The following is a 13,557-nucleotide window of genomic DNA, read 5'->3' on the forward strand; positions in this document are numbered from 1 at the left end:
GTTAGCTCTTTTCGTAAATGGTGTTGTTAATCACCAACACGTCGATGCCTGACATCAGGAACACCGCGAGCATGTCTTCAACAGAATGCACAATGGGCTTACCCATAATGTTGAAGCTGGTGTTTAGTAGTACAGGCACGCCTGTGATCTCTTTGAAGCTACTGATCAAGTTGTAGTAAGGTTCGTTCCACTCTTTTTTCACTGACTGTAAACGACCTGTATTGTCGACGTGCACAACCGCAGGCACCTTGTCTCGTACTTCTTCTCTAAAGACCAAAGTACGCTCCATGTAAGGCGACTCTTGGTAGTTTTCAAAGTATTCATCGCCATGCTCGTGCAAAATAGACGGTGCAAACGGTCTGAACTCTTCACGGAACTTAACGCGGGCATTGATGGTGTCTTTCATATCTGGCAAACATGGGTTTGCGAGGATGGAGCGGTTACCTAAAGAGCGCGGGCCAAATTCGGCGCGACCTTGTGCCCACCCGATGATTTTACCTTGTGCTAAAAACTCTGCGGTTTTTTTGTAGACCTCATCGCCGCAATCTGTGGCTTTTAAGTGGCCATATTGCGCCAGCTTTTGCAGCGATTTTTCTTTAACTGTCGAGCCTGTGTATGGCGATTGCACGGTTTTACTTGGCTGCCAACTTGGGTTGTCTTGCTGGTAACTTAACAACGCAGCGCCAATGGCATTGCCATCATCAGCAGGGGCTGAAGGCACAAAGATGTTGTCAAATTTAGAGCGCTCGAGAGCGGTGCCCATAAATGAGGAATTCAGTGAACAGCCACCTGAAATACATAGGTTTTTAGACGGTGCATACTCGTATGCGGCGTTGATTAAATCCATGAAGATTTCACCAAACACCAACTGACCTGTGTAAGCAAAGTCTTTATAGCGTTCAACCGACTCACCAGGCTCTCTTGCCATGCTTTTGATTTCTTTCATGATGGCATTAAGGTTTTTCGGAACAGCAAAGTTACCGTTTTTAACCTGTAAAGATGAGCGCAGTAAATCATAGACTCTTTGGTCTTTTTTACCGTACGGCGCAAGGCCCATCACTTTCCACTCTTCACCTTTGAGCGGGTCAAAGCCGAGGTTTTCACAGATGATGGTGTAGAACAAACCCAAGCTTTTAAATGAGCGTTTTACCTTGATTGGCGCTGGTTTAATTTTGCCATGTTTGTAGGTGTAATAGGCAATACTGCTTTTTTCGCCCATGCCATCTACCACGATACAGGTCGCGTCATCATACGGGCTGTTAAAACAAGCATTGGCCGCGTGGGTTAAATGGTGGTCGTGATAGCGTACATCCGTTGGTTTTTTAGTTCTGTAGTTACCAACGATAAAGTTGCGGCAACCAGCTTCAAAAAAGCGTGATAGGGTTCTGCCAGCCGCTGCTTGAGAAGCGCGAGCAAAGTAGAACTGATCTTTAATATCACGGGTGTTGACGTCAATATTAAATGAGAAAGTTTCTAAAATACTTAAAACCACATTTTCTAAAATATTGGTGCTTTTTTCGCGGCCTTTACTCCATGTTTTGGCAATCACAAGCTCAGTGCAATCAGCGCAGTGGGTTTTTAGTACTTCTTCAATGTAGTAAGGGTTGTCTGGCAAGCAGTATAGGCCACGTTTGTAGCCTAAAAAGCGCTCTGCGTCTTCGGCAAAAATGAGTTCGCCTTTTGCGTTAACGATTGCAATTGCAGGGTCGTGAAATGAGGTGGCTAAGCCAATGTAATATTTCATCGCTGTGGTCCAATATTATGGTTAAGTTTTATTCTGTTGATGGCCTTGCTTGGGCCAGTGATTGTATTCATGTGGATTTAAGCCGTTGCGGGTATGTGCGCGTGCTGCTGGGCAGGGCGTAAATCAGTTAAATGGAAGTATCCGCCGAAACCGTGCAAATAAAGTGTAGGGCGGTGACCAAACTGCAAAGTGGCTTGAGTACGGGTCTTGTAGGGCGTTGTTTGCCCTTTGATAAGCACCTCGGTACCCACTGGATACGTGTTATTCCAGTGTGCAACCTGTTGCTGCGGCGTAATGCCTGCTTGAACATTTGATGGTATTTTTACGGCACTTGACTGCACTGGCTTCACAAACTGTTTTTCAATGGTTTGCACTAATTTAGTGAGCACCTTTTTTGGCCCAAGCTCTAAAAAGTCCATATCACCTTGTGAGAGCAAGTATTCAACGCTTTTGGTCCACTGCACAGGCTGGGTAATTTGCGCTATTAAATGCTGGGCGATATCTGAATGGTTATAAGGTTGTGCTGTGACGTTAGCAATCACAGGTATTTGTAGAGTTTTAAACTCAAAGCCTTGAATAAATTCAGCAAACTCAGTTTGCGCAGGGGCCATATAGCGAGAATGAAATGCACCACTGGTATTAAGTTTGATAAAGCGACCACCTAGCTGCTCAATACAAGCTTGGCTTTGGTTAATGCCTTCAGCAAGCCCAGAGATCACGATTTGGTCTGGCGCATTCAAATTGGCAATATCAATGGTGTTTAAGTTGTTCTCTGTCAGTGCCTTATTTAAGTCAAATTCGCTGACATTCAACACAGCGGCCATGGCGCCGGGGGCTGCTTTGCTCATGAGCTCACCGCGCTTTTGTACCAGCTTTAATCCAGTTTCAAAACTGATTGCGCCTGCGGCAAATAACGCAGCGTATTCACCTAAGCTGTGACCTGCTAAATAGTCCGCAGGCTCTCGTTGTTTTTGCTGTTGTAAAAAGGCGAGGGCACTGACGACATAAAGCGCAGGCTGAGTAAATTGAGTGTGATTAAGCTGCTTGTTGGGATCTGCCAAGCACAGCTCGCTGATTGAGTAGCCAAGTAAGTCACTGGCTTGCTCAACATACGCAGGAAACTCAGCAAAAAGCGGTTTGCCCATACCGACATATTGTGATCCTTGTCCCGGAAATATGTATGTTTTCATATCTACTCCGTTTTTTATTTGTAAGCGAGGTTTGCAGCCAGTAGTTGTTGCACTTTGGCATTCATCAATTCAGCGGTGTCTTGCATCAGTTTTTCGGCAACTTTGTCAACGTGACGGTTTTGCCATGGTTCAAGCTCAGTGCCTTTGACCCATTGATTAAATGCACCAAGAGCTGGGCCAGTGTGCACTTGAAAGTTCACTCGCATTTGCTCATCGCCACTAAAGGCGAGCTTCATGCTGTGGGCAAAGTACCAACGAAACACGCGGGCCATTTTGTATTTGTCGTCTTTTTCGGCACGCTCCGCGTCATGTGGGCGCTTAGATGCAAGCAAGTAGCCTTTGGTTTGTTGCCAGATCTCGTCAAAGCTCATGTTGAAGTACTTGTCTTGTAGCTGCGCTTGTATTCTTGGCGGTAGGGCGTCGAGCGAGTCATATTGCTGATAAAGCTGAAACAACTTGTTGGCACGCGCCGCAAAAAAGCTACCTTTTTTCAGTACCTGCACCTTGGCACCGGATTCAAACATATCGCCAGCGGGCGCGTACTCAGTGTCTTGCACATTGATGTGTTGCAGCATGTGTTTAACGGTATCGGATGTACCTGCTTCGACGGTGCATTGGTTGATAGAGCCCGTGAGAATAAAGTCTGCGCCCATCATAAAAGCGGCTGCGGCAGCACTTGGCGTGCCAATGCCGCCACCAAGCCCAATTCGCGGTGAATGCACAAAGCCAAACTCAGCGACTTTTTGGTCCCGTAAGCTTTGGATTGCGGGCAGTAAAACAGCGGGCTGCCCTCTGTCTGTATGGCCGCCCGAGTCAGCCTCAACGCAGATGTCATCACACATAAAAATGGACTGACTTAATTTAGCTTGCTCAGCCGTGATTTTGTGATCATCAAGCAGTTGTTGGACGATTTGCTTTGGTGCTGGGCTTAAAAAGCCATTGGCGACTTCTGGGCGAGAGAGTTTGGCGATCAGTTTATTGTGGGTGCGCACATTGCCTTGCTCATCTTGGTATAAACCCTGTAAGCGATACAATACCAGAGCGGGTGTAATGCGAATAAACGCGGCGGCTTCAATACACTTAATCCCGTGTTGAAGGTAGAGCTCTACGGTGGCAAGCTCGGTATCTGGCGAGTCTAAATTTGCAACTAGATTTATCCCATATGCTTGTCTATGTGTGAGCTTGCTTTGAATATGAATTATGTCTTGTTCAATGTCTTTTAGCTGTCTACCACCTGTGCCTAAAAAGCCCATCACGCCTGCGTTTGCAAGTGCGATGACCAACTCTTTAGAGGCGATACCACGATACATGCCGCCTGCCAAATAGGCATATTTGAGGCCATAGTCCTTGCGAAAATTGGCACAGCCAAGGTTATTTGGTGAAATCTTGGCTAAGTCGAAGCTGTTTGTGACTTTAGTACTTTGTTGGTTTTTGTTGTTATGTTTTTGTTCACAAATGACACCAGTTAACTGGACGTTTTCATGATCTATAGCGTGCTGCATACCATTTCCAAGCGGGATCATCTTAGTTATAACGCATGGTGGTACATAATTATGAAAGCAAAATGGAGGAATAAATTTTATTTTTATAATACTAGTTTATTAGTTTGTATTTTAATCAGCGCGTTATTCAGCACTTTTTAAGGAGTTTTAGTATTTAATCTACTTTTAAAGGCTGGTTTGTCACTAAGTTATGTTTTTTCGTGCATTTTATGCAACTAAATTATTCTGTTTTTGTTCTGTATTAGTTGGCAAAAATTTTAAGGGTGGCAGTGTGAGGTATCTAAAGTATTTATTCTTTGTTGTGACTTTCATCATTCTAATTGGTTTGTTACTGCCCGAGAAATTACACATACCGGTACGTGGTGCGAGTGTTCATGATTGGCATCAAGAGACTTTTTGGTATGAACCGTGGGGGAGTTCGGGTGTACACAAAGGCATAGATATTTTTGGGAAAAAAGGCACAGATGTGCTGTCGGCATCCGACGGGGTTGTTTTATTTTCAGGGCAGTTCAATAAGGGCGGCAAAGTGGCGATTGTGCTCGGCCCTAAATGGCGCATTCATTATTATGCGCACCTAGAGAGTGTTACAACTCATGCTGGTCAGTGGCTAAGTTCAGGCCAACCCATTGGTACTTTGGGTGATACAGGCAACGCCAAAGGCAAACCCGCACATGTGCATTATTCTATCTTGTCTCTTATCCCACTACCTTGGCTTGTAACACCTGAAACCCAAGGCTGGAAGAAGATGTTTTATTTGGATCCAAGTAAGGCTTTGGTGAAGTGAAATAGATATGGGTCACCTACTTAAGCAATACAGCTTACCTACCTCATCGAAAAGTGTTTGCTAAGCTTGATATCAAATAGAAAAGCGAATGGTAGGTGAGTATGAATGCGATTAAGCTAGGTTTTATAGCTTCAGGTATGATCAATATTGTTGCTGTACTAGTATTTTCACGAGTGTTTACAAATTCGGTAATTAACGAGTTTGACCCAGTAGTAATGTCCAATTTTGGTCTGTTAATGATTATGGTGTGGGGTTTTGTTTTTCTTGGGGCTTCTCAGGTTACTCAAGGCATTAAATGGATAGCTGGTGCATTTGCACTAGAAAAGCTAGTTTATGTCGTTGCTTGGGTGCTTTGGTTTAAGGGAAATGAACTTAGTTCAGTTTATGAAGAGGATCTGTTTGCAGGTATTTTCTACAGTATTTATGGATTAAATGACTTTGCTTTCATGTTATTTTTTTCTTGGATCTTTTTTAATCAAAGTAGTTCCGCTAATTCATTAGAGTAACAAAGTAATTAAGGGTCTCTGCGCTTGGTATTCTTCATTCCATCGTTGAGCTTTGTGTTTGAGGAGTGTAAAAAAAAGAAGAAGTCTGTTTAATTTTTTGCTCAAACATTACAAATACCGGTACGTGGAGCCAGTGTTCATGATTGGCATCAAGAGACTTTTTGGTATGAACCGTGGGGGAGTTCGGGCGTGGACAAAGGCATAGATATTTTTGGGAAAAAAAGCACAGATGTGTTGTCGGCATCCGACGGTTTTTTTTATTTTCAGGGCAGTTCTATTTTCAGGACAGGTCAATAAAGGCGGTAAAGTGGTGATTGTGCTCGGACCCAAATGGCGGGTTCATTATTATGCGCACCTAGAGAGTGTTATAACTTTTGCTGGTCAGTGGTTAAGTTCAGGTCAACCCATTGGGACTTTGGGCGGTACAGGCAACGCCAAAGGAAAACCTGCTCACGTACATTATTCTATTTTGTCACTTGTCCCGCTACCTTGGCTTGTAACATTTGAAACCCAAGGCTGGAAGAAGATGTTTTATTTAGATCCAAGTAAGGTTTTGGTGGTGTGAATGTGCGTTACTGATTTTGCTCTTTCGGCTATTTAACGAGAGTTTTTGAGTTCTATAAATTGTGAAATTGGACAAAGGCGGTTATTCAATGGAGGTCACGTGAAATGGTACTTTTGGCATATACAGTTCTTAGTATTTTCAAGATATCACTGTTATACGACAATTGACGCACTTTAACTGTTTCTAACTTGGTGACATTTATTTAACTTACTGTTATGGTTGAGGGTACTAGAGTGAGTGTCTGAAAAGCTGTTGTTATGCGGCAGACATTACGATGTCGTTATTCGACATTTGTCGTAGATAAAAATGTTAGTTGTACAAGGAAAGCCTGAGTAGTGGAAATGTTCGCAGAAATTATCAAGAATTTGTATGGAGTTTCACTGACTGAATTGGCTGTGATGATAGTAGATACTCTTACTTATCTAATAGCTCTTTTAATAGTACTTTTCACATTTGTAAAACTGGATAAAGTTACAAAAAGTAAGCATGCCAAAGGAGTTAAAATCTCTATTGTTGCTACAATTTTCTCTTCATTTGTAGCGAGTGCAATTGTTGAGAGCTCTGAAGAGTTTGGCTTACTTGAGGTTTCCGTATTTCTTGTCCCCTCGATTTTCACATTATTAGCGGCAGTTTGTTTTTATCGGTTTGCTAAAGAAGTTCTAGTAAAGTACAGCTAACAAGGCCGTAAATCCAAGGACGGAAAACAGTAGGTTTGTGCTCTTTCTTCGCCAATTTTAGCCTGCTACTTTGTGCCGTTTACGGCAAGCGTTAGTTTGCATTTAAAAATTATGGAGCACGTTGAATGAAAGTATTTCAAATCATCATATTGTTAATTGCGATAGCAGGTTGTGCACAAATCCCATCTTTTCGCAATCCTGACAGGCTTAATGAGTTTGTTTCTAAGACAAAGTATATTGTCGAAAGCGACGTTATTTATGAAGAAAAGAAGGGGTTTGTTGATTGGTTTTATGGCATAAGAAAAGGAATTTATATATCCAAATATCAAGATGACGAAGCGTATTATTATATTGGTGGTGGCTTTTCTTCTTGCATTGGTACTAAATCCAAATCAGGTGGCTGTTTGTCAAATATTAAAGGGGGAATTTGGGTTTCAAAGAAAGATCCTGAAGATATCCGAATGTATTATATTGATGGAGCAGATGAGGATGAAGTCGATGTTAACATGGGCTGGATTTACTATCTTACACTGGGCTCAATTGTAATAGAAACGCCAAACAAAACTTTTGCCAAAAAGGTTGCGGGTTATAAAGCAAAAGATGCAAACTAAAACAAGTGCCTAAACCACGGTCTAGAAACAGCAGGCTTGCGGGCCTTCGTCGCTAATTTTAGCCTGCTATTTTCCGCCGTTTATTAATACGTTAGTTTAATAGGAGAATTATATGAGCATGGATGTTGCAATTTGGGTCACCTGTATCGCGGATTTACCAGCTGATCTCCCAAGAACAGGCGATTGGAATGAGGAAAAGTGGGATGATTTTACTTCCTATGTATTCCCCAGCCCTAAAATGGATTGGCAGTTGATTCTAGAAAAATTGGATGATTCAGAGAAGCCCACCGCTCAAGCATTAAAATTGGAGCCAGATTTAAAATATGGATATGTGCTTTCATTAGAACCAATTGGCGCGGATGAACTTGGTTACAAAATGCTAGAAGACTCAATTCAATCTATAGCAAACAAATGTGGTGTAGCTATAGTTGAAGGTCCAGCAGGTACCTATAAAGTTGATTTAAAATAGTAAAATAACAAACCACATAAAATGACGTAAAACGCTTGGCTTGCGCTCTTTCGTAGCTAATTTTAACCAAGCATTTATGCGCCAATTAGTAAGGCGTTATAAGTCAAAGGAAGTTATGAATTTACGGAGAGCACAATTAGCTAACGTTAGAGCTCCGTTTAGAGTGTTTGCGGGTTTTATCTTTGTGCTTTCGTTGTTTGCGGTTTTAGTTACGATTACTTTCGCGTTTACTGAATCAAATGGGAAAGGCACAAATTTACTGGGCAAAAAGATATTTATATAATTTTCTCTATCTTGTAAAAGTGTCTACTCAACTTGCTCTTTGTCAAATATCACTGTTATACGACAAGTGACTCACCTTAATTGTTTCTAACTTGGTTACACCGGCTTAACTTATTGTTATGGTTGAGGGGATTAAAGTGCGTATCTGAAAAGCTGTTGTTATGCGGCAGACATTACGCTGTTGTTATGCGACATTTGTTGTAGATAAAAATGTTAGATTCCCATAGAGGTAACATGGATATTGAAGTATCGATTGATGAACTCGCTGCTATCATCGCAGAAGCATTGCGTTCTGAATTAGAAGTGGAAGAAGATGGAAATTTTCTATTTAGGTTTAGTAATCCACGTATAAACGTAGAGTTTCATGAATCAAGAGAGCGCTTAGAAGAGGTTGTCTCTAATCTTAAAAAACTAGAAGAAGTAGATGAAACGGTTATTTCCTCTAACAAGTCATTTGAAGTACTTGTAAAAGAAGAGGGGAATATTCCAACATTTTTTATGCGTCGGAGAGAAGGGCCCATTGAAAATGAAGACTCGGATAATGGATATCGCTATAAACTAGGGGCGGCTAGCCAAGAATATATTGTATTTCTTCTTTCAAAAGTTGCTAAAGTTTCTGAAGCAAGGTATTTCATTGGTGGCTCTCATTACTCGATGTGGGAACGGGTACTAGAAAAACATTCAAGCGCTTTAGATATACTAGCGGAGATTACACCAAGGATGCTGACTCTATCCGTTGAGTCGACTAAGTCAAGGTCATTCAAAGAATTTCAACTGATGGCAAGTGCTTATTTATTTCAATTTTCATATAACCTCGATATTGCATTGGTTCAGCAAAGATTTATTGAGGAGATAATAAGAAGAGGTCGAGTGATAAGGCATAGAAAGTCGGGTTTTGATGATTTTGACGCACCAAAGCGGAAGTATATTCCTGACTTGATTCATCATTACCAGTTAGGTGTCGGTGCTGATAACCCCGTTTTAGAGTTTATTTCCTTTTATCATGTGATAGAGCATTTTTTCGAATCGATATTCAATGATGATTTAATTGAAAGAATTAAAGATAAAATTACAAAACCTGACTTCTCATACAAACGAAAGAAAGATGTAATGTCTTTAGTCAAAGATGTCAGTAAATCCCTACAAATACGTAGTGAAACTATTACTTTCAACGAAGCTAGCGCTCTTATCCTTACGCTTAAGAAGCATATTGATCTTTCAGACTTAAAGGCGAAGTTAGAAGATTTTGATGATAGTCTAATTGATTATTATAAGAACAATAAGGTTCTCTTTTCTGATGGCCAGGCTGTTGACTTTAATCTTTCCGATGAAAATGTCATTTACAAGAATCTTGCGAGTAGAATTTATCGAACGAGAAATGCAATTGTCCATAGTAAAGAAGGCGACAAGACAAAGTTTGTTCCTTTCCATCACGAAAGGTTGCTTTTAAAAGAAATACCTCTGATAAGAATGATCGCAGAAGCGCTAATAATTGAAACATCTGAAATCATCAATTGAATCTAACAAACGCATCAAAAATGACGTCAAATGCTTGGCTGGCGCTCATTCTTCGCTAATTTTATCCAAGCATTTTCCGCATTTTATGCGGGCGTTATGTTTCAAGGAAAGTTTGTGGATAATTCTAGAAAAGTGAAATCATTAAAGTCTATTGAGTTTGCAATTGAACATCCCCAAGAACATGAATCCAAACTAATTAAAAAGAGTCGGCTTTTAGCTGTCGTTGCATGGATTGGATTCTTTGTTAGTTTTCTTTTGTACTTTCAAGAATTACGTGGTTTGTATTTGCCTGCATTAGCATCATTTTCTGGAATCCTATATGGCTTGTCTATGTACCTTGATTCAACCATAAAGCAGTGGCCCTTGGTCGCAAAGCATGTTGACATTGATTCGGTTAAGAAAGAAATCAGTGAGATTGAAACATAACAAATTAATTAAACAATGGACGCAAAACAGCAGGTTTGCGCTCATTCTTCGCTTAGTTTAGCCTGCTATTTTTCGCCGTTTATTAAGGCGTTGGTATGACTCCCTCTGTCAAGTTATACACACTGATCCTTGCCTAACTTTAAGCCATAATTTCCTAACTCGAATTAGAAAGAGTTAATGAATAGGATGAAGCAAGTAATTTCGTCGGTTTTCTTGCTGGTATTCGTTGGTTACTCACTTTTATGAGCAGAGCAGACTTTACTCACACACATGGGACAGATACAATTTCTTTGCATAAATTGAGGTGCTTGACTACTGTTTAAATATCCAGTTTAAAGTGGAGTTGAATAGGAATGACAAGAGCACGGAAAGCCCTAATAGATTTGTCGTCGACGTCTTATTATCACTTAATAGCGCGGTGTGTACGCCGTGCTTTTTTGTGCGGAAATGATAAGTATACAGGTAAAAACTTTGACCATAGACGAACATGGTTAGTCGAAAGAGTAAAATTGCTAAGCCGTGTATTTGCCATTGAAATAGCAGCTTATGCCATCATGAGCAATCACTATCATTTAGTGGTTAAAGTGAATAGACAACAAGCACTTAATTGGTCAGATAACGAAGTGATATCAAGATGGTATAGGTTGTACAAGGGTAGTCCTATCATTGATAGATACCTTCACGGTGATATTCTCAGTGAAGCAGAGAAATTACTTGCGTTGGAACTGATTGAAAAGTGGCGAACTCGGTTATACGACATTAGCTGGTTTATGAAAAACCTTAATGAATACATTGCAAAAGAAGCAAATAAAGAAGATGGTTGTACCGGTAAATACTGGGAAGGACGATACAAATCACAAGCCTTGTTAGATGAAACAGCATTGCTCAGCTGCATGGCCTATGTAGATTTAAACCCAGTCCGAGCGAACATGGCAAATAATCTAGAAGATAGTGACTTTACATCTATCCAAGAGCGCATAAGGTATTTTAAAAACGCCAAATCAAACGCAAAAAAATCTAATCAAAATAATAAAGCTGCGCATCAAATCAAACAGCCAAAAACACTGAAATCGTTTGGTAAAAGAGAGTATGAAAACACATTGCCTTTTTCGTTTTTGGATTACCTTGAGTTAGTTGATTGGACGGGTCGACATGCCCATCCGAAAAAGAAAGGGTACATACCAAAGAGTGTGCCCGATATTCTAGTATCACTGAAAATTGAAGAAGCAACTTGGCTGGATAGGATGCAAAATTATGGTACTCACTATGGCAACTTTGCTGGCTCGAAAACGGTATTAAGAGCGCATGCCGCTAAAAATGATGTAAATTGGTATAAGGGAGTTGGTTAGTAAAAAGTTGTTTTAGCCTTGCTTATAAATCTAGACTCTTCTTGTTTAATAAAATGAATATATTCCTAAGTTATATTTGCTTCTATCATAAGGCGGATTTTAATCGTGTTGCTCAGAAAAACCTTAGGCTTGTAATACATTTCTGCAATTCGGTTCTAATTTTAAAAAAGAAAAGAAAGAAAAGTGCCTGTCCTATTTGTTTTCATCACGCTTGTCAGTTTTAACACGTTCACCAGGCTTTTTAGGGATAAGCGAGGGGGCAACTACGTAACAGCAATGCCCAAGAGAAGTAATTAAGCGATAAATCCAATAACCACAGGGGCCAGCTTCATAAACGAAATGCAGAGTTGCATTGGGGTATTTAGATTCAAATTGCCTGATGAGCCTTTTTATAGCTACTTTAGCAGAAGAAATACGACCGAAATGAATGGGGTGTGCGCCGCGATTATCTTCAATGTAGGCAACCTCAATGAATTCTTTATGAGTATCTAAACCAATGAAAAGTATGTTATGTTTAGTCATGCTGGCCTCTGCTATATAGTTATTTGACAAACTAATTATGGCTCTGGCTTTAAGCTAACCCACGAAAATGCGGAGGCTAGCACCTTGTGGGAGTCATTATGTCTATGTTTTCTGGAAACTGAGTATGAAACTTCTAATTTCTCTGATGTTTATAGAAGTAGTGCTAATGGCAAAGGCTTTTGCATTACCTTTATGTCAGGAATATTTTAAACAAATACCTCACGTAGAAAAGGTTGGTGTTGGCACTAACGATAATGAATTACTATCAGTTTACGGCTTTAGTCTTGATGAATCTCAATTAACATCTATTAAAAAACTAAAAGAAACCTTGAGTAATTCCCGAAATATAAAGTCACAATTTGGTGATATTAATGAGCTTTCTGTTGTTTGTACCAGCAAAAACTCTGTTGGTTTTACCATTAAAGGTAAACTAGGTGAATTGACAGCTTTCTATCTGTTTAAAACAGGAAGCTATTATGCAGGTCCTCTTTTATATACTGAAGGCGATGTTTTAACTATTAAATCTGACAGCTGTGAGCGGAAAGAAAACCTAACAAATTAATTAAACCTTGGACGCAAAACAGTAGGCTTGCGCTCCTTCGTCGCTTATTTTAGCCTACTATTTTTCGCCGTTTATTAAGGCGTTAGAGTTTTCATGAAATATTTAGCATTAGTTATGGCGTTAGCTTCTTTTGATACTTTTTCAAGTATGCCAACTAATGGAACAAAAGTTACTATTTCAGGAATAATAGTGCTTTCGGAAGTTCACCTTGAAGGTAAGCTTATAAAATTTAAAACCATTAAACTTGAAAAAGAACAGTGCTTTAAAGCTGATGGTGTTATCTTTGATAAAGCACACACATGGGACAGACACAATCTCTTTCGGTTTACGGTCACGCGTTTTGCAAAAACACGCAAAACAATGTGCCAGCAAACCTCACCGGTTAGTTGGGCGTTTTGTGCCGTCTCATTGAACTGAGCTGATAATGGAATATGCTGTTTTAACTATACCTGCGCTGGTTATTTTCTATAACTTCCGCGTATTGTTTTTAAAAATTCTCAAGAAAACAACTGAATCATATGTTTTGGCAGTTGTTCCAGTTTTGACAATACTATGCAGTATGTTAATGTCAAACAATCAGTTTATGTGGCTAATCGCGGTTGATCCAGCGACTTATGCATTACCTTTCTATGCAATATTGAAAAAATGAGCGGCGGCACATAACAAACGCATAAACGTATGGACTAATAAAGCTTGGCTTGGTTCGTGCTTTACCAATTTTAGTCAAGTATTATTAGCTCGTTATGCGAGGCTTTAGGTCAATCTCAGGATGAGTGAAATTTTTATAAATTTTTTGTTTTATGGGTGTTTAATATTTATAAGCCTTATATTCTGGTTAAAGGATTCAAAC

At 40.1% G+C, this 13,557-nt stretch carries 14 protein-coding genes and 1 pseudogene; 11 read left to right on the forward strand and 4 right to left on the reverse strand.

Annotated features, from left to right (window positions below):
• Position 1: 1 nt before the first annotated feature.
• The 3 genes from AC2CZC_RS14615 to AC2CZC_RS14625 form a co-directional block, all read right to left on the reverse strand.
• Positions 2 to 1,744: a carbamoyltransferase family protein gene (locus tag AC2CZC_RS14615; RefSeq protein ID WP_484582343.1), complete on the reverse strand. Its 1,743-nt coding sequence runs from the start codon at positions 1,742 to 1,744 to the stop codon at positions 2 to 4.
• 77 nt (positions 1,745 to 1,821) lie between these two features.
• Positions 1,822 to 2,934 carry an ACP S-malonyltransferase gene (fabD, locus tag AC2CZC_RS14620; RefSeq protein WP_484582344.1) on the reverse strand — a complete coding sequence of 371 codons (1,113 nt, stop codon included), beginning with the start codon at positions 2,932 to 2,934 and terminating at the stop codon, positions 1,822 to 1,824.
• 14 nt (positions 2,935 to 2,948) lie between these two features.
• Positions 2,949 to 4,436: a PfaD family polyunsaturated fatty acid/polyketide biosynthesis protein gene (locus AC2CZC_RS14625; RefSeq protein WP_211036896.1), complete on the reverse strand. Its 1,488-nt coding sequence runs from the start codon at positions 4,434 to 4,436 to the stop codon at positions 2,949 to 2,951.
• Positions 4,437 to 4,707: 271 nt separating this feature from the next.
• Between AC2CZC_RS14625 and AC2CZC_RS14630 the strand changes: the two genes are divergently transcribed.
• The 9 genes from AC2CZC_RS14630 (at position 4,708) to AC2CZC_RS14670 (ending at position 11,623) form a co-directional block, all read left to right on the forward strand.
• Entirely contained in the window at positions 4,708 to 5,220 is a 513-nt protein-coding gene (locus AC2CZC_RS14630; protein WP_484582345.1) for a M23 family metallopeptidase, read from the forward strand.
• A 101-nt stretch (positions 5,221 to 5,321) separates the two neighbouring features.
• The gene (locus AC2CZC_RS14635; protein WP_484582346.1) at positions 5,322 to 5,726 is read left to right on the forward strand and encodes a hypothetical protein; all 405 of its coding nucleotides are present in this window, start codon (positions 5,322 to 5,324) and stop codon (positions 5,724 to 5,726) included.
• A gap of 211 nt (positions 5,727 to 5,937) precedes the next feature.
• A complete protein-coding gene (locus tag AC2CZC_RS14640; RefSeq protein WP_484582347.1) occupies positions 5,938 to 6,291 on the forward strand; it encodes a M23 family metallopeptidase in 354 nt (117 codons plus the stop codon).
• Between the two features lie 341 nt (positions 6,292 to 6,632).
• On the forward strand, positions 6,633 to 6,968 hold the full coding sequence (locus AC2CZC_RS14645) for a hypothetical protein (RefSeq protein ID WP_484584891.1): 336 nt from the start codon (positions 6,633 to 6,635) through the stop codon (positions 6,966 to 6,968).
• A gap of 125 nt (positions 6,969 to 7,093) precedes the next feature.
• Positions 7,094 to 7,579, forward strand: a complete 486-nt coding sequence (locus AC2CZC_RS14650) for a hypothetical protein (protein WP_484582348.1) — start codon at positions 7,094 to 7,096, stop codon at positions 7,577 to 7,579.
• Positions 7,580 to 7,691: 112 nt separating this feature from the next.
• Positions 7,692 to 8,048 carry a hypothetical protein gene (locus AC2CZC_RS14655; RefSeq protein ID WP_484582349.1) on the forward strand — a complete coding sequence of 119 codons (357 nt, stop codon included), beginning with the start codon at positions 7,692 to 7,694 and terminating at the stop codon, positions 8,046 to 8,048.
• A 516-nt stretch (positions 8,049 to 8,564) separates the two neighbouring features.
• Positions 8,565 to 9,848: a hypothetical protein gene (locus AC2CZC_RS14660; protein ID WP_484582350.1), complete on the forward strand. Its 1,284-nt coding sequence runs from the start codon at positions 8,565 to 8,567 to the stop codon at positions 9,846 to 9,848.
• A 30-nt stretch (positions 9,849 to 9,878) separates the two neighbouring features.
• Positions 9,879 to 10,274, forward strand: a complete 396-nt coding sequence (locus AC2CZC_RS14665; RefSeq protein ID WP_484582351.1) for a hypothetical protein — start codon at positions 9,879 to 9,881, stop codon at positions 10,272 to 10,274.
• Between the two features lie 353 nt (positions 10,275 to 10,627).
• Positions 10,628 to 11,623: a transposase gene (locus AC2CZC_RS14670; RefSeq protein ID WP_484582352.1), complete on the forward strand. Its 996-nt coding sequence runs from the start codon at positions 10,628 to 10,630 to the stop codon at positions 11,621 to 11,623.
• 195 nt (positions 11,624 to 11,818) lie between these two features.
• Here the strand turns inward: AC2CZC_RS14670 and AC2CZC_RS14675 are convergent.
• Positions 11,819 to 12,145 (reverse strand): annotated as a pseudogene (locus AC2CZC_RS14675) (IS110 family transposase); the annotation flags it as partial.
• Between the two features lie 124 nt (positions 12,146 to 12,269).
• Between AC2CZC_RS14675 and AC2CZC_RS14680 the strand changes: the two are divergent.
• On the forward strand, positions 12,270 to 12,707 hold the full coding sequence (locus tag AC2CZC_RS14680) for a hypothetical protein (protein ID WP_211037534.1): 438 nt from the start codon (positions 12,270 to 12,272) through the stop codon (positions 12,705 to 12,707).
• Between the two features lie 93 nt (positions 12,708 to 12,800).
• Positions 12,801 to 13,124 carry a hypothetical protein gene (locus AC2CZC_RS14685; RefSeq protein ID WP_484582353.1) on the forward strand — a complete coding sequence of 108 codons (324 nt, stop codon included), beginning with the start codon at positions 12,801 to 12,803 and terminating at the stop codon, positions 13,122 to 13,124.
• The last annotated feature ends 433 nt before the right edge of the window (positions 13,125 to 13,557 follow it).

This window comes from Pseudoalteromonas sp. MMG033 (assembly GCF_057197785.1).